Annotated in this window: 27 protein-coding genes; 11 read left to right on the top strand and 16 right to left on the bottom strand. The window is 75.1% G+C overall.

The window, feature by feature from the left end; genetic code table 11:
• Positions 1–3: 3 nt before the first annotated feature.
• From ACL02T_RS24665 to ACL02T_RS24650, 4 genes are all read right to left on the bottom strand, one after another.
• Positions 4–744: a DUF2182 domain-containing protein gene (locus tag ACL02T_RS24665; protein ID WP_412833137.1), complete on the bottom strand. Its 741-nt coding sequence runs from the start codon at positions 742–744 to the stop codon at positions 4–6.
• On the bottom strand, positions 744–1,373 hold the full coding sequence (locus ACL02T_RS24660) for a DUF1326 domain-containing protein (protein ID WP_412833136.1): 630 nt from the start codon (positions 1,371–1,373) through the stop codon (positions 744–746). The genes ACL02T_RS24665 and ACL02T_RS24660 overlap by 1 nt, the downstream gene beginning before the upstream one ends.
• Positions 1,374–1,459: 86 nt before the next feature.
• On the bottom strand, positions 1,460–2,155 hold the full coding sequence (locus ACL02T_RS24655; protein WP_412833135.1) for a GIN domain-containing protein: 696 nt from the start codon (positions 2,153–2,155) through the stop codon (positions 1,460–1,462).
• Positions 2,156–2,299: 144 nt separating this feature from the next.
• A complete protein-coding gene (locus ACL02T_RS24650; RefSeq protein ID WP_412833134.1) occupies positions 2,300–2,629 on the bottom strand; it encodes a hypothetical protein in 330 nt (109 codons plus the stop codon).
• Between the two features lie 115 nt (positions 2,630–2,744).
• Here ACL02T_RS24650 and ACL02T_RS24645 point away from each other — a divergent pair, with 115 nt between their 5' ends.
• Positions 2,745–3,020, top strand: coding sequence for an alpha/beta hydrolase fold domain-containing protein (locus ACL02T_RS24645; protein ID WP_412833133.1), 276 nt, complete (start codon positions 2,745–2,747; stop codon positions 3,018–3,020).
• A gap of 18 nt (positions 3,021–3,038) precedes the next feature.
• Here the strand turns inward: ACL02T_RS24645 and ACL02T_RS24640 are convergent, their stop codons facing one another.
• The 4 genes from ACL02T_RS24640 to ACL02T_RS24625 all read right to left on the bottom strand — a co-directional run bounded on the left by ACL02T_RS24640 (position 3,039) and on the right by ACL02T_RS24625 (position 5,253).
• Positions 3,039–3,497: a DUF6197 family protein gene (locus ACL02T_RS24640; protein WP_412833132.1), complete on the bottom strand. Its 459-nt coding sequence runs from the start codon at positions 3,495–3,497 to the stop codon at positions 3,039–3,041.
• A gap of 217 nt (positions 3,498–3,714) precedes the next feature.
• Positions 3,715–4,215, bottom strand: a complete 501-nt coding sequence (locus tag ACL02T_RS24635) for an ATP-binding protein (RefSeq protein ID WP_412833131.1) — start codon at positions 4,213–4,215, stop codon at positions 3,715–3,717.
• An 81-nt stretch (positions 4,216–4,296) separates the two neighbouring features.
• Positions 4,297–4,674, bottom strand: a complete 378-nt coding sequence (locus ACL02T_RS24630) for an anti-sigma factor antagonist (RefSeq protein ID WP_412833130.1) — start codon at positions 4,672–4,674, stop codon at positions 4,297–4,299.
• A gap of 105 nt (positions 4,675–4,779) precedes the next feature.
• Complete coding sequence (locus ACL02T_RS24625; RefSeq protein ID WP_412833129.1) at positions 4,780–5,253, bottom strand: NUDIX hydrolase; 474 nt, start codon at positions 5,251–5,253, stop codon at positions 4,780–4,782.
• Between the two features lie 321 nt (positions 5,254–5,574).
• On the opposite strand from ACL02T_RS24625, the gene ACL02T_RS24620 reads away from it, so the two are divergent.
• Positions 5,575–5,844, top strand: a complete 270-nt coding sequence (locus ACL02T_RS24620; RefSeq protein ID WP_412833128.1) for a DUF3040 domain-containing protein — start codon at positions 5,575–5,577, stop codon at positions 5,842–5,844.
• 56 nt (positions 5,845–5,900) lie between these two features.
• Complete coding sequence (locus ACL02T_RS24615; protein ID WP_412833127.1) at positions 5,901–6,395, top strand: hypothetical protein; 495 nt, start codon at positions 5,901–5,903, stop codon at positions 6,393–6,395.
• Between the two features lie 58 nt (positions 6,396–6,453).
• On the opposite strand, the gene ACL02T_RS24610 is transcribed toward ACL02T_RS24615, so the two are convergent.
• On the bottom strand, positions 6,454–6,711 hold the full coding sequence (locus tag ACL02T_RS24610) for a hypothetical protein (RefSeq protein ID WP_412833126.1): 258 nt from the start codon (positions 6,709–6,711) through the stop codon (positions 6,454–6,456).
• Positions 6,712–6,809: 98 nt separating this feature from the next.
• On the opposite strand from ACL02T_RS24610, the gene ACL02T_RS24605 reads away from it, so the two are divergent.
• Entirely contained in the window at positions 6,810–7,130 is a 321-nt protein-coding gene (locus ACL02T_RS24605; protein WP_412833125.1) for a hypothetical protein, read from the top strand.
• 73 nt (positions 7,131–7,203) lie between these two features.
• A complete protein-coding gene (locus ACL02T_RS24600) occupies positions 7,204–7,755 on the top strand; it encodes a DUF1707 SHOCT-like domain-containing protein (RefSeq protein ID WP_412833124.1) in 552 nt (183 codons plus the stop codon).
• A 248-nt stretch (positions 7,756–8,003) separates the two neighbouring features.
• Here ACL02T_RS24600 and ACL02T_RS24595 read toward each other — a convergent pair whose 3' ends face one another.
• Entirely contained in the window at positions 8,004–8,924 is a 921-nt protein-coding gene (locus ACL02T_RS24595) for an SDR family oxidoreductase (protein WP_412833123.1), read from the bottom strand.
• A 269-nt stretch (positions 8,925–9,193) separates the two neighbouring features.
• On the opposite strand from ACL02T_RS24595, the gene ACL02T_RS24590 reads away from it, so the two are divergent.
• The 5 genes from ACL02T_RS24590 (at position 9,194) to ACL02T_RS24570 (ending at position 13,145) form a co-directional block, all read left to right on the top strand.
• Positions 9,194–9,949 carry a sigma-70 family RNA polymerase sigma factor gene (locus ACL02T_RS24590; RefSeq protein ID WP_412833122.1) on the top strand — a complete coding sequence of 252 codons (756 nt, stop codon included), beginning with the start codon at positions 9,194–9,196 and terminating at the stop codon, positions 9,947–9,949.
• A 155-nt stretch (positions 9,950–10,104) separates the two neighbouring features.
• Positions 10,105–10,533: a hypothetical protein gene (locus ACL02T_RS24585; protein WP_412833121.1), complete on the top strand. Its 429-nt coding sequence runs from the start codon at positions 10,105–10,107 to the stop codon at positions 10,531–10,533.
• Positions 10,530–11,933 (top strand): ferredoxin reductase family protein, encoded by a 1,404-nt coding sequence (locus ACL02T_RS24580; protein ID WP_412833120.1) that lies wholly within the window; start codon positions 10,530–10,532, stop codon positions 11,931–11,933. The genes ACL02T_RS24585 and ACL02T_RS24580 overlap by 4 nt, the downstream gene beginning before the upstream one ends.
• Before the next feature lie 4 nt (positions 11,934–11,937).
• On the top strand, positions 11,938–12,393 hold the full coding sequence (locus ACL02T_RS24575) for an FMN-binding protein (protein WP_412833119.1): 456 nt from the start codon (positions 11,938–11,940) through the stop codon (positions 12,391–12,393).
• Positions 12,390–13,145: an FAD:protein FMN transferase gene (locus ACL02T_RS24570; RefSeq protein WP_412833118.1), complete on the top strand. Its 756-nt coding sequence runs from the start codon at positions 12,390–12,392 to the stop codon at positions 13,143–13,145. Before ACL02T_RS24575 ends, ACL02T_RS24570 begins: the two co-directional genes overlap by 4 nt.
• On the opposite strand, the gene ACL02T_RS24565 is transcribed toward ACL02T_RS24570, so the two are convergent.
• From ACL02T_RS24565 to ACL02T_RS24555, 3 genes are read right to left on the bottom strand one after another with little or no spacing between them, the layout of a single operon-like run.
• Positions 13,146–14,234, bottom strand: coding sequence for a hypothetical protein (locus tag ACL02T_RS24565; RefSeq protein ID WP_412833117.1), 1,089 nt, complete (start codon positions 14,232–14,234; stop codon positions 13,146–13,148).
• Between the two features lie 52 nt (positions 14,235–14,286).
• The gene (locus tag ACL02T_RS24560; RefSeq protein WP_412833116.1) at positions 14,287–15,276 is read right to left on the bottom strand and encodes an NADPH:quinone reductase; all 990 of its coding nucleotides are present in this window, start codon (positions 15,274–15,276) and stop codon (positions 14,287–14,289) included.
• 58 nt (positions 15,277–15,334) lie between these two features.
• Positions 15,335–15,835, bottom strand: a complete 501-nt coding sequence (locus ACL02T_RS24555; protein WP_412833115.1) for a GNAT family N-acetyltransferase — start codon at positions 15,833–15,835, stop codon at positions 15,335–15,337.
• Positions 15,836–16,034: 199 nt separating this feature from the next.
• Between ACL02T_RS24555 and ACL02T_RS24550 the strand changes: the two genes are divergently transcribed.
• Positions 16,035–16,571, top strand: coding sequence for a nucleoside/nucleotide kinase family protein (locus ACL02T_RS24550; RefSeq protein ID WP_412833114.1), 537 nt, complete (start codon positions 16,035–16,037; stop codon positions 16,569–16,571).
• 78 nt (positions 16,572–16,649) lie between these two features.
• On the opposite strand, the gene ACL02T_RS24545 is transcribed toward ACL02T_RS24550, so the two are convergent.
• Genes ACL02T_RS24545 through ACL02T_RS24535 form a run of 3 tightly spaced genes read right to left on the bottom strand, consistent with a single transcriptional unit; the run spans position 16,650 to position 18,660 of the window.
• Positions 16,650–17,399 carry a hypothetical protein gene (locus ACL02T_RS24545; RefSeq protein ID WP_412833113.1) on the bottom strand — a complete coding sequence of 250 codons (750 nt, stop codon included), beginning with the start codon at positions 17,397–17,399 and terminating at the stop codon, positions 16,650–16,652.
• A complete protein-coding gene (locus tag ACL02T_RS24540) occupies positions 17,396–18,301 on the bottom strand; it encodes an ABC transporter ATP-binding protein (RefSeq protein WP_412833112.1) in 906 nt (301 codons plus the stop codon). The genes ACL02T_RS24545 and ACL02T_RS24540 overlap by 4 nt, the downstream gene beginning before the upstream one ends.
• On the bottom strand, positions 18,298–18,660 hold the full coding sequence (locus ACL02T_RS24535) for a GntR family transcriptional regulator (protein ID WP_412833111.1): 363 nt from the start codon (positions 18,658–18,660) through the stop codon (positions 18,298–18,300). The genes ACL02T_RS24540 and ACL02T_RS24535 overlap by 4 nt, the downstream gene beginning before the upstream one ends.
• Positions 18,661–18,722: the final 62 nt, after the last annotated feature.

Genomic DNA, 18,722 nt, shown 5'->3' with positions numbered 1-18,722 from the left:
CGGTCAGGCCGGCCGCGCCACCCCGGCGACGAGGAGCGCGCCACCGAGCACGAGCAGACCGGTACCGATCACCGGGACCAGTCGGGGCCCGTGCCGGCTCGTCTTCTCCAGCACCATCAGTGCGGTGAGGCCGAGCATCCACAGCAGGCTCGCGGCCCCGGTCACCACCATGACCAGCATCAACGCCCAACAGCACCCCACACAGGACACCCCGTGCCGCAGGCCGAGGCGCGCCGCCCCCGCCGGGCCGCGCCGGTACTCGCGCCGCAGCACGGTCGCCGGGCTGCGGCAGGCGCGCAGGCACGCCTCCTTGAGCCGACTGAACTGGAAGCCGCCCGCGAGCAGGATCGCCAGGCCGAGCAGGACCTCCGGCCTGGCGGCGAGCCACGGGACCGCGCCGCTCGCCGCGGCCACGCCCAGCGCCACGGCGAAGGCGAGCCCCGCGACCGCCGTCCACACCGCGAGATAGCCGCCGAGCAGCGCCGGCAGCGCCCCGCCCGGCTGCGGCGCCCGCGCCCGGACGTGCGCGAACAGCCGGACCAGCGGCACGACCGTCGGCAGCATCATCGCCCCGACCATCACCAGCCAGGCCACCAGGAACGGGCCGAGCCGGGGCACCGCGGGACCGTGGTGGTGGCCGCCCCCGAGCACGAGCCAGCCGCTGAGCAGCCAGCACGCGCCCGCGGCCGCCCACAGCCCGGTCGCCGGGTCGCGGAGCCAGGTAGGGGCCGCGACCGGGGACATCAGCCGGTGAACCGGAAGTGGCCCTGTACCGAGTTGAAGCCGGAGATGTCGATGTCCGGGCGGCCGAGCTTCGTGCCGCTGCGCCGGTACACGGATGCCGTGCCGGGGTAGGCCGGCGAGCCCGGGATGGTGGAGAACACCGAGTCGGACAACGTGGTCGGCCTTCCGGTGGCGCCGACCAGCTGCTCGAACTCGGCCTCCACGACGTCACCGATCTTGAGCGTGCCCTTGCCCTCCTCCACCGTCGCGGAGAAGGGCGCACGCTCCACGCCCACGACCTCCCCGATCAACGCGGCGAGATCCGCGATCGGGCCGCCGAGCGCGCCGGTGAACACGTCGAGCAGCGCCTTCTCCTGCTCCTCCGAGCACCGGTCGTCGACGTAGACCATCGCGGTCCAGTTCCCGGCCAGCACGTTGCCGGGGATGTGGGCGAGCAGGGCCAGGCCGCGGTCGGACACGTCGACGCCCTGCACGGTGCCGCTGTCCACGTACCAGACGACCGAGCCGTCGCACATGCCGCCGTCCGGGTCGAGGCCCACCCAGCAGGGGCAGACCGCCTTGCAGGTGCACACCTCGAGGAGGCGCCCCTCGACCACGTACGTGCCGCTCTCGATGTCGGTTGTCGTCATCGCCGTCCCCTCCCACTCGCACCGCCCGAGCGATGAGTGTGACGGAGATCACACGATAGGGCCAGGGGTGCTGACGCGAGTGGTCGCTACTGCCGCGTGACCTCCCCGAGCCCGGTGATCTCCTGCGTGACCCGGGGTGAGCCCTCGTAGCGGATGCTGCCGACGCCGGTGACCCGCGCCTGCAGGGACCGGCTCACGTCGACCACCGCCGAGCCCGCCCCGCTGACCGTCACGTCGGCCTCCTCGGACGCCAGGTCCACGGCGTCGTACTCGCCCACCCCGGTCAGGTCCACCACCTGCCGGGTCACCCGGCCGGACACGACGACCCGGGCCGCTCCACCGTGGGTGATGGCGAGCTCGGGGCCGTCCACCCCGTTCACGGTGACGCTGCCGGCCCCCGACACCGTGAGGCCCGTGAGCTCCCGGACGGTGACCCGGAAGCTGATCCGGTCGGCCCGCACCGGGATCGTCCCTTCGCGGAGGCCGAGCGTCAGCGTGGTCCCGTCCACCTCGCTGGTGAGCGACGGCAACACGGCCTCGTCGGCGGTGACCTCGAGCGACTCGGCCCCCGTCTGCTCGATGGCGAGCGTGCCCGCGCCGGCGAACTCCACCGCGTCGAAGCCGGGGACCGGCCGGTTCTCGGTCCGGACGGTGCCGGATCCCGTCGTGACCGTGGTTCCTGCACAGGCCGTCCCCGCCAGACCGACCGACGCCAGCGCGGCGAGGGCGGCCAGGCCGGTCCGCAGGCCCGCGCGCCCGATCCAGGAGATGCCGTGCCCCATCGCCCACCGTCCGTCCGAGAGACCGCCCGGTCGTACGGTCCCAGACCCGGGGGCCGGAGGCCACGGGCGGGCCGGGCGGTGTACGAGGCGACGTGGTCGCGCCGATCGCCCCGACCCGGAGGTCGTGCCGTTCGAGGCTGCGCCTCAGGGACGCACCCGCACGACCACCTCCGAGTCGGTGACCCGCTCCACGCCGACGGTGAAGCCGCCCGCCTCGGTCTGCCCGCCGACCGGCACCCGGACCTGCTGACCGGCGACCCGGAGCTCGGCGACGTCGTTCTCCACCCCGACCAGGCGGGCCTCGACCCCGAGGACGGAGACCGCGGCGGCGCCGTTGCGCGGGAACGTGACGGTGCAGCCGTCGAGCCCGCACTCGGTGCTCGACGAGCCTCCGCCGCACGCGGCCAGGCCGAGCGTGAGGACGGCGACGGCGAGGCCGGTCAGGAGCCGGCGGGACGACAGGAGTGCACGCACACGGGCGACTCTATCGTCGGGTTTGTCCGGATCCCGGCCCGGCCGCCGCCCGGCGTGAACCCCCCCGGCGCGTGATCCACTGGCGAGCGCCGCTCCCGGGGACCGCGGGCTCGCGGTGGTGGACCTGCTCGGGGCAGACCCGACCGGCGTCGCGCCCGCCGTCGTCGCGACGGCGGAGTTCGACCCGCTGCGGGACGAGGGCATCGCCCACGCCGAGCACCTCCAGGCGTCGGGCGTGAGCGTCGACCACGTCCCCGGGCCCGGGCTCATCCACGGCTACGCGGCCTTCCTCGGGGTGGTCGACGCCGCCGACGCGACGGCGGTCCGGGCCCTCGAGTCCTTCGGCCGGCTGCTCGCCGCCGGACCCCGGGCGAACCCCACGACCCGCTGAGTCGCGGGCCTCGGCCCCTCAGCCGGCCGGGGCGCGCCGCTCCGCGGCCTCCAGCAGGGTGAGGACGTCGTCCCGGGTGCGCTGCGGGGCGTCGTTCCAGGTGGTGAGGTCACGGATCAGGGCCGCTCCCCGAGGCCCGCGCAGCACCGGAGCGGGCCGCTCACCAGAGCCGGGCAGGCACCGCCAGACGAGCCCGATCCACGGCATCGCGTCCCGCTCGACGTTGACCAGCCGGCCACCCCGGTGCGCCGCGACGGTCAGCGCTCCGACCAGGCAGGCCTGCTCCACCTCGTCCGAGCGCGGCGGCCCCGACACGAGCCGCGCCAGCGTCGAGGGGCGGCTGTCGGTGCACCAGCCGTGCTGCAGCCATCCGCGCTCCAGGATCGCGCGGGCCGTCGCGAGGACGGTCCGCCCGCCGGTCCGCTCGGGCGGCCGGACCAGGGGCCGGACCCCCGGCTCCGCCAGACACACGGCCATCTCCGCTCCTCCCGCTCGCTGCTCCCCCTCGCAGTGTGGGCCAGATGTGAGCGGGGCGACAGGGCCGAAGGGGAACCCGCTCCGGGCCGCCCCCCGGCGCCCCTGGCACCGCCCTTCCGCAGCGAGGACGACCCGATCCGGGGCGGGGCTCGACCCGCGTCGGAGCGGGGGTGCGGGAGCGCCTCGGTACGCCCGGCGCCCTGCCGCGGCGCAGGGGTCAGGGCGCGGGTACCCGGGGACCGAGCAGGACGACCTCGGTGCCGTCTCCCGGCTCCGGCCCGCCCCGGTGGATCCGGACCTCGTCCATCAGCGCGCTCATCATCGGCAACCCACGGCGGCGGTTCACCTCGACCTCCGGTCCCGGACGCGGCAGCCAGCAGCCGTTGTCGCGGATCCGTAGCCGGAGGCGCCGGTCCCCGCCGATCCACTCGACCTCGGCGGCGACGTCCACGACCCCGTCGGGTGATCCGGCCGGCGGGAACCCGTGCTCCACGGCGTTGCTGACCGCCTCGTTGACCGCGAGCAGGACGTCCAGGGCGGCGTCCTCGGGCCAACCCAGCTGCGCCAGCCAGCGGCGCAGCCCGGATCGGACGAGGCCGAGCGTCTCCAGGACCGCGGGCAGGCGCCTGCGCCAGGTTCCGGTGGGCGCGACACGGGCCGGGGCCGCCCCCGAGGACGGCTCCGTGTTCCCCTCCGACCCATCCCGCCGCGTGCGCACCACACGAGAGTGTGACGGTCCTCCCCGCGGCACGGCCAGTCGGGCCACCGGCGCGCCGCTGCCCGCTGATCGCCGGGTCGGTCAGATCGGCTCGCCCAGGGCCTCGGCGACGTCGTGGTACAGGGCCAGCACCCGTTCCAGACCCGTGATCTCGAGCGGTCGGATCACCGGGCGGTTGTGGTCGACGACCACCCGGAGCGGGTCGTCCTGCCGCTCGGCCGCGCGGTGCGCGTCCACCAGTGCCGCCAGTCCGGCCTGGTCGAGGAACTCGACGTTCGTCAGGTCGACCACGATCGGGCCGACGGCCGGATCGGCCAGCGCCCGACCGACGGCTGCCTCCAGGCGCGGGGCGGTGTACATGTCCACCTCGCCCGAGACCGTCACCACCGTCGCGGACCCCGTCCGGCGCGACTCCACGCGCAGCAGCTGCTCGGCCGCGGGAGCCTGATCACTCGTCACGGCGGTCAGTCTCCCCCGCACCGGCCGGCGCCCGACAGGGGCCGCCCGGCCCTTGCGCCACCGTCCGGGCGCAGGAGCGCGCGCCTCCCCACGGGAGAAGGCGTCTCAGCCGACATGCCCGTGGTCGGGTTCGGCCAGTGCGCGCTCGAGCCGCTCGCGCATGGCCGGGTGCATCGCCAGGGCGCCGAGGCGGTCGACGGCCACCCAGGCCGCCTCGCGGGTCTCCTCGCCGTCCGGGCGGGGGACCCCGGACAGGGGCCGGGCGTGCACGCACAGGGCGAACTGCTGGCGGACCTCGCCCGCGGTGTCGACGATCACGTGCCCCGGGTCGCTGTACACCCCGGCCACGTGCAGGACCTTGATCGTCACGCCGCTCTCCTCGGCCACCTCCCGCTCGACCGCGTCGACCGCGGACTCCCCGACCTCGACGCGGCCGCCGGGGAGCTCCCAGAACCCGTCGTCGGCGCGGCGGACGAGCAGGATGCGGTCGGCGTCGTCGCGCACCACGGCGAAGACGCTGGGGGCGACGATCGTCGGCCGCGGCGGGCACGGATGGTGGTAGTACTCCCGGCGGGCCATGCTCACCGGACCCTGCCCGGCCGGTCCCGGTCAACACCCGCCGAGCGCACGCCCATCGCCGACCACCCCTTCCCACCCCGGCCCCGACCTGGACCGTCCGGCCACGGTGTCATCGCGGTCGCAGCGCGTGAAGTGGCGAAAGCCCCGAAACGGCCGGACGGCGGGGGCTACTCCGAACGCCTCGTCGCCCACCCACCTTCACCCCGCCGGGGCGAGGTGCGCGGGCGCCGGACCGCCCATCGTCCGTCGCAGGCGAACCAGGGAGGTCGCGGTGCCTGCGGGGGACGAACGGACGGGGACACCCGGTACGGGGTGTGCGCCGTGCTGAGCGGCGACGAGGAGCGCCTGCTGACGGCGATCGAACGCCAGCTTCGCGCGGAGGACCCGGATCTCGACCGGCGGCTCGGGCTGGGACCGGGACCGCCCGCACGGCGGCGCCGCTGGCTCCTGCCCGTGCTGACCACACTGGCGGTGCTCTGCATCCTCGTCGGCCTGGTGGCCGCCGAGGCGGGCGTGTTCCTCGGCGGGCTGGCGCTGGCCGGGGCGGCGTGGGTGCTCGTCCACCGGCGACGCCGGCGAGACCAGGAGTGAGTGCCACGGCCGGCCGGGCCCCGGGCGGGACGACCCCGCCGGGACCGGTTCGCAGGGTGCTGCACCGGAGCGTCCTGGGCCATCACCGGTGGCGAAGTGAGCGGGACCTCGCCCAGGCCATCTACGGCACGGTCATCGGCGCCGCCGCGATCGCCGTCGGCAGCGCGCACGCCGACCTGACCGAGACGGTCCTCACCGCGGTCGTGACGGTCGCGGTGTACTGGGCCGCCGAGCGGTACGCGGAGGTCCTCGCCGCCGCCGTCCACGCGGCGGGGCGGCGCGAGCGGGTGCTGACCGCGTTGCGCCGCGGGCTCCCGGTCGTCGAGGCGGGGCTGACCCCGCTCGTCCTCCTCGTCGTCGTCGCGCTGCTCACCGGCCGGCTGGGCCTCGCGGTGTTCTCCGCGCTCGGCCTCGCCACGCTGATGCTCGGCGGCTTCGGGCACGTGGCGGCCCGCCGGGCCGGTGCGACCCGGCTCCAGGCGATCGGGTGGGGCCTGTGCAGCGCAGCGCTGGGCGGGGTGGTCATCGGGCTGAAGATGCTGCTGCACTGACGAGGACCGACGGTCGGGGCGCCGCGTCGCCGAGCCCCCTCGCGGGGGGACGGTCGGGTCAGGCCGGCTCCTCCGCCGCGCGTTTCCGGGCGGCGCCGAAGCGCTGCTGGACGTTCTGCTTGGTGGTGCCGTAGAGGGCGCCGATCCTCGACCAACTGGCCCCGGCCTCGCGGGCCTCGGCGGCGCGGCGGCGCTCGACCTCCTCCGCGGCGACGCGGAGGTCCCTCGCGGCGGCCAGGGCCTCCAAGGGGTTCGCGGCGGCGGCGAGGGCGGCGAGGGCCTTGTGCACGTGCTTGAGGCCGCTGTCACCCGACACACGTCAATGCTAGCTTGACGCTTCCCTCGTCAATGATAGGTTGACGATCGTCAACCAGACGTTGACGATGTCCTCGGGCGAGCAGGAGGTGTGTGCAGATGGACGGACGGCTCCACCAGCAGGGCCGGACGGAGGGCGGGCGGCGCGGGCCGGGCCAGGACCGCGAGCTGCGGCGCGCCCTCCGCGCCGTCTACTTCGCCATCGCCGCGCTGCGGCACGCGCCGCGCTCGCCGCGGGTCTCGCAGGCGATCTCCGAGGCGAGCTCCGCCGTCGCGACCCTGCCGGCCGGCTTCGTCGCGGAGGCCCTCTACCGGCTGATCGGCACGATCGAGGACTGTCACCGCGCCGGCACGGTGGGTTCCACCCGGCTCGACGAGCGGTGGCGCACGGCGACCGCCGCGGTCCGGCTCGCCGGCTGACCGACCACCTCCGTCGGCGAGCCTGACGGTCCGGGTGGCTCCGCATCACGACGTGGGCCGGTACGGTCGGGCCGTGACCGCCGCCGTCCCCGACGATCTCGAACCTCGTCGCCGCGACGCGCAGCAACGGCTCGAACGCGCCGTCGGGGAGGGCCGACTGACCCTCGACGAGTTCACCGACCGGGTCGGCCGGGTCTGGGCGGCCGACGACGGCGTGGCCCTCGAGCGCGTCCTCGCCGATCTGCCGGTGCCGGTGGTCGGCGCCACCCGGCCGGGGCGGTCGGTGCTGGTCGGCGTGCTGGGCGACCTGAAGCGCAGGGGCCGCTGGTCGCTGCGCCGCCGGACGACCGTGCTGCTGCTGCTCGGCGACGTCGACCTGGACCTGCGCGGAGCGGTCGTCGACCAGGGCGACGCCGCGGAGCCGATCGTGCTCGACACCTGGTCGCTGATCGGTGACGTGCGGCTCACGGTCCCGGCGGGCGTCGAGGTCGAGCTCGGCGGCTTCTCGCTGCTCGGCGACCAGAAGGTCGATCTCGCGCCCGTGCCCCGGGTGCCCGGTTCCCCCGTCGTCCGCCTGCGGGTGTGGTCGTTGTTGGGCGACGTGACGGTGCGCAGCGGGAGCTGAGGTGTCGGCTACGCCCGCCTCGGCACGTCCGCGCAGCGCTCGAGCAGCCCGAGGCGCCGACCACACTCCGGCTCGCGCGGAACCGGAGCCGCGTGGTCGCCGGCCCGCACCACCCGGCGGCCGGCGCGCATGTACTCGGCCCGCCGCCGGACGAGCGGGGTCCCCGGCACCCTCGCGCTGACCGCCGTGCCGGTGCTCGGCGCGCTCGTGATCGGGTCCCTGCCCCGCCGCGGGACGCTCGGCCGAGGTCAGCGGTAGCCGGTGGGGTCGGCCGGCTTGCCCGCGTCCTGCACCTCCACCACGTAGCGCCACGCGTCGGGCCGGGAACCGTCGAGGTCGTCGACTCCGTAGACCTGCGCGAGCTCGCCGCTCGAGGTCGAGCGGCCGGTCCAGCGCGCCCGGTCCGGGTCCGCGGCGAGCGCGGCGATCCCGCGGCCGACGAACCGCGGGGTCTCGGAGATCGCGAAGTGCGGCACGGTGGTCAGCGCGTCCCGCCAGGTCTCCTCGGTCACGCCGTAGTGGTCCAGCATCACCTCGGAACGCAGCCACCCGGGGCTCACGGCGACGGCGGTGCCGCCGTGCTCGCGCAGCTCGTGCGCCCAGCTGCGGGCCAGCCGGATCGGCGCGACCTTGGCCAGGTCGTAGTAGACGGTCAACCGGTAGTTCTCGGCGTTGTACTCCGCCGTGCCGTCGGTGACCTCGACGACGAGGCCGCCCGGCTCGCGGATCAGCAGCGGGAAGGCGTACCGCGCGGTCACGATGTGCGTGTCGATGGCGAGCCGCAGCAGGTGCAGGCCGTGCTCGAGCGAGTGCTCCCACACCGGGCGGAACCACTGGGTGAGCGGGTCACCGCCGAAGATGTCGTTGACCACCAGGTGGAGCCGGCCCTGCTCGGCGTCGATCCGGGCACAGAGCGCCTCCACCTGCACCGGGTCGAGGTGGTCGACGACGACGGGGACCACCTGCCCGGGCGTCCCCGCCGCCAGCTCCGCCGTCTCCTCGATCGTCTCGGCGCGCCCGTACTCCGAGGGTCTGCCGGTGGTGCTGCGGCCGGTGGCGTAGACCGTCGCGCCCGCGGCCGCGAGCTCGAGGGCGATCCCCCGCCCGGCGCCCCGCGTCGCCCCCGCGACCAGTGCGACCGTCCCGTGCAGTGGTGCTCCGTCGCTCATGCCGGACACGATGCCCGGCAACCCTGACAGGTTCCGTCAGGATCACTCGGCCCTCCGTGCCCGACAGGCCACCGGCCGACGCGGTCGAACCCGAGGCGTGCGGGTTTGGCCACCGCCCGCCCGGGCATTCGCCCGGCATCTCGCTCCGGCAGGAGGAGCGCACCGCCGTTCGGCAGACAGCGGCGGACAGCGGCGGACGTGGCGGCGGTTTCGCCTCCCTCCGGCTCGGCCGGGCTCCGTCCCCTTCCCCGTAGGAGGCTGCGCGCACGGTGGACGTCCCCAGTGACTATGCCCGGCACCTGCCGACGCTCGCCGAGTACGCCGCACTGCCCTGCGACGACCCGCGCCGGGCGGGGCTGCGGTCCACGCTGATCCTCGCGTTCCTCCCGGTCGTGCAACACCTCGCGCGGCGCTACGGCGACGACGCGGCCCGCGAGGACCTGACCCAGGCCGGCGTGATCGGCCTGATCCACGCCATCGACCACTGGGACCCGGGCGCGGCGCGGGGCGACGCGCTCGGCTACGTCGTCCCGTGCGTGCGCGGGGAGATCCTGCGGCACCTGCGGGACCGCACGTGGTCGGTGCGGGTGGCGCGGCCGGTGAAGGAGCTGGTCGTGGCGGTCGACAAGGCCACCGGTCCGCTCACCCAGCGCCTCGGCCGGGCGCCCCGGCCGAGCGAGCTCGCCGAGCGCCTGGACGTCGACGTCGGACGGGTGATCGAGGCGATCGGCGTCCGGGCCGAGCGACGCAGCGCGAGCCTGGACGCCGCGATCGAGCCCGGCGATCCGCCCCTCGCCGAGCGGCTCGGTGACACCGACCCGGGCATGGACGACGTGGAGATGCGGGGCAGCGTGTGGCCGATGCTGGCGACGTTGCCCGAGCGGGAGCGCCGGATCGTGCTGCTGCGGTTCTTCGGCAACAAGACCCAGTCGGAGATCGGGGAGATGGTCGCGCTCTCGCAGATGCACGTGTCCCGGCTGCTCGCTCGCGCGCTCGCGACCCTGCGGCGCGGGTTGTCGCCCTGAGAGGCGGCCCGGCCGCGACGTCCCGTGCACGAGATCGATCCGGCGCCTGACCCACCGCCGACACGCCTCGCGCCCACAGCCGGTTCACAGCTCGCACACCGACTTCACCCACGGAGCCCTCGCACCCTGGCCGGAGACGCCACCGAAGGAGCACCGTGAGCAACGACGTCTCGCCCAGCGGGTCCCGCTGGGAACCCCTCTCCTCCCCGCATCCCGTCCTGTCGCGCCCCGACCAACCGGCGGGGACGGTCCCGGCCCGGGAGCGCGCCGGATCCGAGGCTCCGCACCCCGTGTACGACATCACCTCGGCAGCCCTGCAACCCGTCACCCCCGAACCGCCGGCCCGCCGCACGGGCCTGCGCCGGACCGTGGTGCTGGCCGCCGCGGCCGCGGGCTTCGTGCTCGCCGGCGGGGTGGGCGGCTACGCGATCGGGCATGCCGCGGCAGCGCCGCCCGCGACCGGGATCGACGGCGTCGCCGGTGCCGTCGGCAGCCTCGGCGGACCCGGCGGACCCGGCGGCGAGCGGCACCATCTCGGCGATCCGGGCCTCGGTGGCCGCAGCAGCACCGGACGACCGAGTTGAGCGTCACCGTCGAGCCGTCCACCGCCCGGCACGGCAGCCGGGTCGACGTCCGACCGGCCCGCACCGACGCGGCGATCCGCTACCTGGCCGGCGTCCTCGCGGCCGCGAGCCTCGTCGTCGTCACCTCTCTCTGGATCGCCGGGGGCGGGGTCGCCGACCTCGGCTCCTGGACGGACGGCCTGACCTCGCTGGGTCGCTGGACCGGGCTGCTGGCCTCGGACCTCCTGCTGATCCAGGTGGTGCTGATGGCGCGGATCCCCCCGGTGGAACGGGCGGTCGGCCAGGACCGGCTCGCCCGGACCCACCGGCTGGTCGGATTCACCTCGTTCACACTGATGCTCGCGCATCTCGTGCTGATCACGTGGGGCTACGCCGCCGGCCGCATCAGCGCCCTACCAGCCACGTTCTGGAATCTGACCGTCGACTACCCCGGGATGCTGCTGGCCCTGGCCGGTACGATCTGCCTCGTTCTCGTCGTGGTGACGAGTGTGCGGGCCGCGCGGAGCCGGCTGCGGCACGAGTCCTGGCACCTCCTGCACTTCTACGCCTACCTCGGCGTCGGGCTCGCGCTGCCGCACCAGCTGTGGACCGGCCAGGAGTTCCTCTCCTCGACGGCCGCCACGGTCTTCTGGTGGACGCTGTGGGCCTCGGCAGCCGCGGCGGTCCTGGTGTGGCGGGTCGGCCTGCCGGTCCTCCGCTCGCTGCGGCACGACCTCCGGGTGACCTCGATCGTCCCCGAGGCGCCCGACGTCGTGTCGGTGTACGTGACCGGCCGGCACACGGACCGTCTCCCGGTCACCGCGGGCCAGTTCCTGACGTGGCGTTTCCTCAGCGGGCCGGGCTGGACCCGAGCTCATCCGTACTCCCTGTCCGCCGCCCCCGACGGACGCAGCCTGCGCATCACGGTCAAGGACCTCGGCGACGGCAGCCGGCTGGTCCGCAACCTCCGGCCGGGGACCCGAGCCCTGATCGAGGGTCCGTACGGCCGGTTGACGGCCCGACCGCGCACCCGCGACCGGATCGCGCTGATCGGCGCCGGCGTGGGCATCACACCGCTACGCGCCCTCGCCGAGGAGCTGCCGTACGCCCCGGGCGACGCCGTGCTGCTCCAGCGCGGCACCGGCACACCGCTGTTCGCCCGCGAGCTCGACGTCCTGGCCCACGAGCGGGGCCTGCGCGTGCACTGGCTGCCGGGCCGGCGCCGCGCCCCCGACTCCTGGCTCGGCGACGGCGCCGGTCCCGCCGACGATCCGACCGTCCTCCTCACCCTGATCCCCGACGTCGCCCGGCGCGACGTCTACCTCTGCGGCCCCGAGGCCTGGACCGCCTCGGTCCGCCGGTCCCTGGCCGCCGCCCGGGTGCCGGAGAGCCGCATCCACGTCGAGACCTTCGGATGGTGACCGCGTGCGCCGCATCCTGACCTGGTTCCTCAGCACGGTCGCCGTGGTCGTGCTGCTGTTCGGCTACAAGACCTCGACGGGCGCCTCCGCCGAGCCCGCCACCGACACCGCCGCCGCGCCGGGCGCCGGGAGCACCAGCAGCACGGGCACCGACAGCACCGACTCCGGCGCGAGCACCGCCACCACCACCTACACCGGCTCCGTCGCCCAGACCCGCTGGGGCGCCGTCCAGGTGACGATCACCGTGGCCGGCGGGAGGATCACGGACGTCTCCGTGCCGCAGTACCCGGACGGCAACGGCAAGGACCAGCAGATCAACGCCTACGCCCTGCCCGTCCTGACGCAGGAGACCCTGACCGCGCAGAGCGCCGACATCGACCTGGTCAGCGGGGCCACCGTGACTTCCGACGGCTACGTCGAGTCCCTGCAGAGCGCCCTCGACCGGGCGGGCCTGGGATGACCGCCCCCACCGTCGCCCCCCGCCCCGCCCGATACGTCGAGCACGTGATGGGGATGCCGATCAGCCTGGCGCTGCGGGGCCGGCACACCACCGACGCCCGTGCCCGCCGCGCCTGGACCGGGGCACTCGCCGTCCTGCGCGAGGCCGATCGGGTCTTCAGCACCTACCGGCCCGATTCGGTGATCTCTCGCCTCGACCGCGGCGAGCTCGACGAGCGGGACTGCCCGGACGGGATCGGCGAGGTCCTCGCGATCGGCGAGGCCGCCCGCCGGGACTCCGGCGGGGCGTTCGACGTCCGTCGCGCCGGCCGGCTCGACCCCTCCGGCGTGGTCAAGGGCTGGGCCGTGGAGCGGGCGGCCGGCGCACTGGAGGCGTTGCCCGACACCGACTTCTGCCTCTCCGCCGGCGGCGACCTGACCTGTCGCACCCTGCATCCCGACGACGCTCCGTGGCGGATCGGGATCGAGGACCCGCGCGACCCGCGCCGGTTCGTCGCGGTCGTCCCGGTCCGCACCGGCGCCGTCGCCACCTCCGGGACGGCCCACCGCGGCGCCCACGTGGTCGACGCGCGCACGGGGCTCCCCCCGGCCGGCCTCGGTTCGGTCACCGTGCTCGCGCCCTCGCTCACGGTCGCCGACGTGGACGCGACCGCCGCCTACGCCCTCGGCCCCGGCGCGGCGGACTGGCTCACCGCGCGCGGCCGGACGGGGCTGGTGGTCGCCGCGGACGGCGCCGCGACGGTGGTCGGGTAGCTACTCCTCCTCGGACACCGTCTCGAGCCGGGCGGCCAGGTCACGGCGGTCCTGCTGCCGGTGGCCGTAGGCGACCTGGCGGACCGTGGCGTCGTCCTCCAGCCCCGAACCGACCGCCCCGGCGACGAGGCCCATGATCGTCGCCAGCACCACGATCCGCCCGTACTCCGCCACCCCGACGGGACGGCCGAGCACCTGGGCCAGGTAGTCGACGGGGATGATCACCGAGGCCACCGCCGAGTTCAGGACGAGCAGGACCAACGAGAAGACGCCGGTGCCGACGGTGAGGGTGAGCACCGTGCCGAGGTTGAGCAGCCGGCCCAGGCCGCGTTCCGGCCCCGTGCGCTCCCACAGCCGGTGTCCGACGATGAGCCAGAAGACGAAGATCGCGAGGGAACCGACGAAGGCCAGCGCGAGCCGCCAGACGTCCAGTGCGGCGGCCAACTCCCAGAGGTTCGAGTAGAGCAACCCGAAGGCCGACCCGGCCGCGGCCCCCGCGAGCGCGGCCGACAGTCCCAGGGTGAGCCGCCACGGCCGGTTCGTGCGGACCATGCCCGCGAGCAGCCGCAACGAGCCGCGCTGCGTCACGACGGTCTCGTCGGTGTCCTCGGTCGTCGCGCCGGGCTCGTGCAGCAGCGCCGTCCGGCGGGTGGGGCGCCGCGCCGCCGGCGCCGCGTCGATCCCGAGCAACCTCCCGACCAGGTCGACGACGGCGTCGCGCACCCGCGGCAGCAGGCGGACGCCGCCGAGGGCGGGCACGGAGATGACGGCGACCCGCTCGCGCTCGCCCACCTGCGCGACGACCGGGACGCCGCTGGACTTGGCCGGCACGTCGGTGAGGCAGACGGCGACGTCCCACCGCGTCCGGCGGACCCGCTCCCGCGCCCGGTCGAGGGCACCCTCGCCGCGGTCGTTGGCCTCGAACGGCTCGACGACGGTCTCGACACGCCACGTGCGCGGCACGTCCAGCCGTGCGGAGAGGACCTGCGGCAGGCCGTCCGCGAGGCGGGTGGCCAGCTCCCCGGGCAGGTTCGGGTCCGCCAGCAGGCCGACGACGGTGATGGGCTCGGAGGTGGACCGGTCGGACATGCCGAAGGGCTACCCACGCACGGCGGGCTCGCACGCGGCCGTCCGGGTCGACCTACCCGATGTCGACCAGCACCTTCCCGGTCGTCCCCGACTCGACCGCCTCGTGGGCCGCGGCGATCTCGTCGAGCGGGAAACGCTGCACGGGCAGCGGGCTGAGCGCCCCCTCGGACACCGCCACCGTGATCTCACGCGCGGCCGCCGCCAGCTCCTCGCGCGCCACCCCGTAGAGCAGCACGAACCGCAGCGTCGCGTTCGCCGTCATCAGCCGCCGCACCGGGATCGTGGGGTCCTGCGCCGCGGCGTAGGTGACGATCGTCCCGCCGTTCGCCAGCAGCCCCAGGTCGAGGTCGAGGTTCGCCGCGAGCGCCACCTCGACGACCCGGTCGACCTGCGGGACCAGCGCGCGGATCTGCTGCTCGACGTCGGGCTCCCGGTAGTTGACGACGAGGTCGGCACCGGCCTGCTTCGCCAGCTCGGCCTTCTCCGGGCCCGACACCGTGGCGACCACGGTGGCCCCGGCCCATCCCGCGATCTCGACCGCGTAGTGGCCGACGGCGCCCGCCCCGCCCGCGACCAGCACGTTCGTCCCGTGCGGGGAGCCGCCGGTGAACAGGCAGTGGTAGGCGGTCAGCGCGGGGACCCCGAGACAGGCGCCGAGCTCGTCGGACGCCGACTCCGGCAGCGGGACCGCCTGTTCCTGGGGCACCACGCAGTACTCGGCGGCCGTGCCCCACTCCGCGAGCGGGGCGCCGCCCGCTCCGCCGGGCGAGGCGAGCCAGAGCCACACCCGTTGCCCGACCCGGGCGGCGTCCACCCCCGCGCCGACGGCGTCGATCTCCCCCACGCCGTCCTGGTGCGGGACCCGGACCCCGTCGAAGGGCCGGGCGGTCGTGCCGTCCCGGGTCTTGGTGTCCGTCGGGTTGACCGCCGACACCCGGACACGGACGCGGACCTGCCCCGATCCGGGCTCGGGGGTGTCGACGGTGCCGACCTGCAGCACCTCGCGTGCGGGCCCGGTGCGGTCGTAGAAGGCTGACCTCATACCCCAGGCCTACCCCGCGAACGCCGCGAGCACCAGCGCAGCTCGACCGGGCGGGCCCTCACCGGGAGCCGGCCGCGGCTCCTTCGGGGACCCGTCCGCCCGGCAGGACCGCGTGCACCGCACCCTCGCTCTCGACCAGCACCGCGCCGAGCTCGCGCAGCACCGCGACCGCGGCGGCGTTGTCCGCCGTCGTCGCGGCGACGACGGGCCGGTCCCCGGCCCGCGCGACCAGCTCGACGACGGCCGCGCGGCCGATCCCCCGGCCGCGGGCCCCGCGGACGAGCCAGAGCCCGATCTCCAGGCCCTCGGCCATCGGCTCGAGCCGGCCCGCTCCCACGACCGTGTCCGCGTCGAGGATCGCCCAGGTCCGCTCCACGGGGGCCACCGCGCCGACCGAGCGGCTGCGGTGGAAGGTGAGGAAGGCGGCCCGCGTGGCGTCGGTCCACCCGTCGGCACCGGCGACCGGCGGCATGACCTCGACCGGCTCGGCACCCGCCACGGCGGCGTCGAGCAGGGCGACGAGCAACGGCTCGTCCAGGGAACACAAGGAGACGGTCACGGCCGCGAGTGTGGTGGGCCGGGGCGCGGGGGTCGAGCCATTTGGCGAGGGCCGACCGGATCGGACGCATTCCTCGCGGGGGTTCGGCACCAGCCTGCAGGCCTTCCTGCTGGTCGACGCCCTCCGGGGACACCGCGCCCGGCGGAAGGAAGCGGGGGGCCTGACGACCTCGGGCTCCCCGGGCGGGCAGGCTGACGGGGTGGAGACGGGCACCGGCGCCCTACCCGACCTCGTCCGGGAGCGTCCTCCCGGGCCCGGCGGGTGCCGGCTGGTCACCGTCGACGGCTGGTCGGGCTCGGGCAAGAGCGTGCTGGCCGAACTGCTCGGCCGGACGCTCGCGGCGCCGGTGCTCTCGATCGAGGAGCTCTACCCCGGGTGGGACGGCCTCGCCGCAGCGGTGCCGCTGGCCCGCGACTGGGTGGCCGAGCCGCTCTTCCACGGCCGTCCCGCCCGCTGGCGGCCGTGGGACTGGGAGCGCGGCGAGCGGTCGCCCGGCCTGCGCACCCAGCCCTGCGCACCCGTGGTGGTGCTGGAGGGGTGCGGCTCGGGTGCCGCCGCGCTGCGCCCCTTCACCAGCACGGCGATCCAGGTCGACTGCCCGCCCGCGGACCGGGAGCGCAGGCTGCGCGCCCGAGCCGACTGGCCGGGGTACGCCCCGCACCGCGCCCGCTTCCTCGCCCAGGAGCGCCGGTACTTCGCCACCCTCCCCGAGCCCGACCTCCTCGTGCGGACCTGATCGCGGACACGCCGTCGTCCCGGACCCCCCGATCCGGGACGACGACTCCCCCTCGGCGGCCCCCACCGCCGTGCCCGACTACGGCGCGGCGCGGCGCAGGAGCAGGTACGCGGCACCCGCGGCGAGGGCCGCGAGGACCGCCGGGTACCCCGCGAGCAGCACGGACGTCGGCGTGTCCACGAAGAACCGGCCCACGGCCGGCCAGGCCCGTTGCCAGGTGAGCAGGATCGCCGCCGTCCCGCCGAGCAGCACCAGGCCGACCGAGGTGATCCACATCCCGAGCTGGCCGAAGCGCGCGTAGATCGTGCCCGCGAGGATGCCCACGAACGAGAAGAACAGGAAGGGCACCGTGTAGACGACCCACTGCAGCACCCAGTTCTGCTGCACCAGGAAGGGCACCCCGAAGAAGTGCAGCTCCTGCCCCCATCCGCCGGTGGCCTGCTCCAGCCCGAGCAGCAGGGTCAGCAGCAGGCCCTGCACGGCGGACTGGGCCAGGATGAACAGCGACGTGCCGGTGAAGAAGTCCCGCCGGGTCACCGACAGCCCGAGGGCGAACGGGAACACCTGCGTCATGGTCACCAGGTGGGCCACGACCACGAACATGTAGATCGACAGGATCCCGCCGGTCACCTTCGGTTCCCCGGGCGGCGCGTCCGGCACCAGCGCGAAGATCACCAGGTTGACCGCGAAGGCGAGGCCGAGGATCAGCCAGGGCAACCCCACCTGCACGGGCAGGTTGACCACCTGCATCCGGGCGACGCCGAGCGGGCGGCGCCGCCGGCCCGGCGTGTCGAGGGCGGACGGGGCGCAGTGGAGAGCGGCGCTCATCGCGCGGCCAGCTCCCGGCCGTCGTGGTTCTCGCGGCGGCTCTCGGTCGCGAGCTGGGTCGTGCGGACCACGAGCTGCTGGAGCGAGACGGGCTCGAACTCCAGCCCCTCGGAGCGCAGCCGGGTGTCGGGGTCGGCGCCCTCGAGCGTCACCCGCAGGAAGCCCCCCAGCTCCTCGCGGTGCAGCTCGGTGTGCCCGGCGACGAAGGCCCGCACGGCGGCCGCCGGACCGGTGACCGTGACGGCCCGGCCGCGCAGCACGTCCGCGTCCTCGGCCATGAGGATCCGGCCCCTGTCGATCAGGACGACGTGCTCGATCAGGTCCGAGACCTCGTCGATCAGGTGGGTGCTCAGCACGACCGTGCGCGGGTGCGCGGCGTAGTCGGCGAGCAGCCGGTCGTAGAACAGCTGTCGGGCGACCGCGTCGAGGCCCAGGTAGGGCTCGTCGAAGAAGGTCAGCGGCGCCCGCGACGCCAGCCCGATGATCACCCCGACGGCGGAGAGCTGGCCGCGCGAGAGCTTCTTGATCCCCTGCCGCGGACGCAGGTCGAACTCGTCCACCAGCGACCCGGCGAAGTCCGCGTCCCAGTTCGGGTAGGACATCGCCGCCGCACTCAGCGCGTCGCGCACCCGGAAGCTGTCCGGGTACTTCTGCCCCTCCCGGATGAAGCAGATCCGGTCGAGCACCGTCGGGTTCTCGAACGGGTGCAGGCCGAAGACCTCCACCTCACCCGCGGTCTCGAAGCCCTGCCCGGTCAGGATCCGCATGATGGTGGTCTTGCCGGCGCCGTTGCGGCCGAGCAGACCGTGGACGGTGTTCTCCCTGAGCTCGAGGTTCACGTCGTCGAGCGCGGTGACATCGCCGTAGCGCTTCACGACCCCGCGCATCCGCACCGCCGTCATCGGTCGTCCCCCCAGACGTCGATCATCTTCTTGATCTGCTCGGTGTCCATCCCGAGCCTGCCGGCCTCCGCCAGCAGCGGCGCGACGTACTGCTTCGCGAACTCCTCGCGGCGTCGCTCCAGCAGCTGGGCGCGCGCACCCGTGCTGACGAACATCCCGATCCCCCTCCGCTTGTACAGCACCCCGTCGGCGACGAGCTGGTTCACGCCCTTCGCGGCCGTCGCCGGGTTGATCCGGTGGAACGCGGCCAGCTCGTTGGTCGACGGGACCTGGCCCTCCTCCGGCAGCGAGCCGTCGATGATCGACGCCTCGATCTGCTCGGCGATCTGCAGGAAGAGGGGCCGCCCGTCGTCCTTCACGGCGACCGCCCGCCCCTGTCCCAGTCCGTTGGTTCGTTACTCATGTGGCTAACCATGCAGGC

Source organism: Pseudonocardia oceanicola (assembly GCF_047200735.1).
In the GTDB taxonomy this organism is placed as follows: Bacteria; Actinomycetota; Actinomycetes; order Mycobacteriales; family Pseudonocardiaceae; genus Pseudonocardia.
The sequence above is the reverse complement of the archived record's forward strand: the minus strand, read 5'-3'. Positions and strand labels throughout refer to the sequence as shown.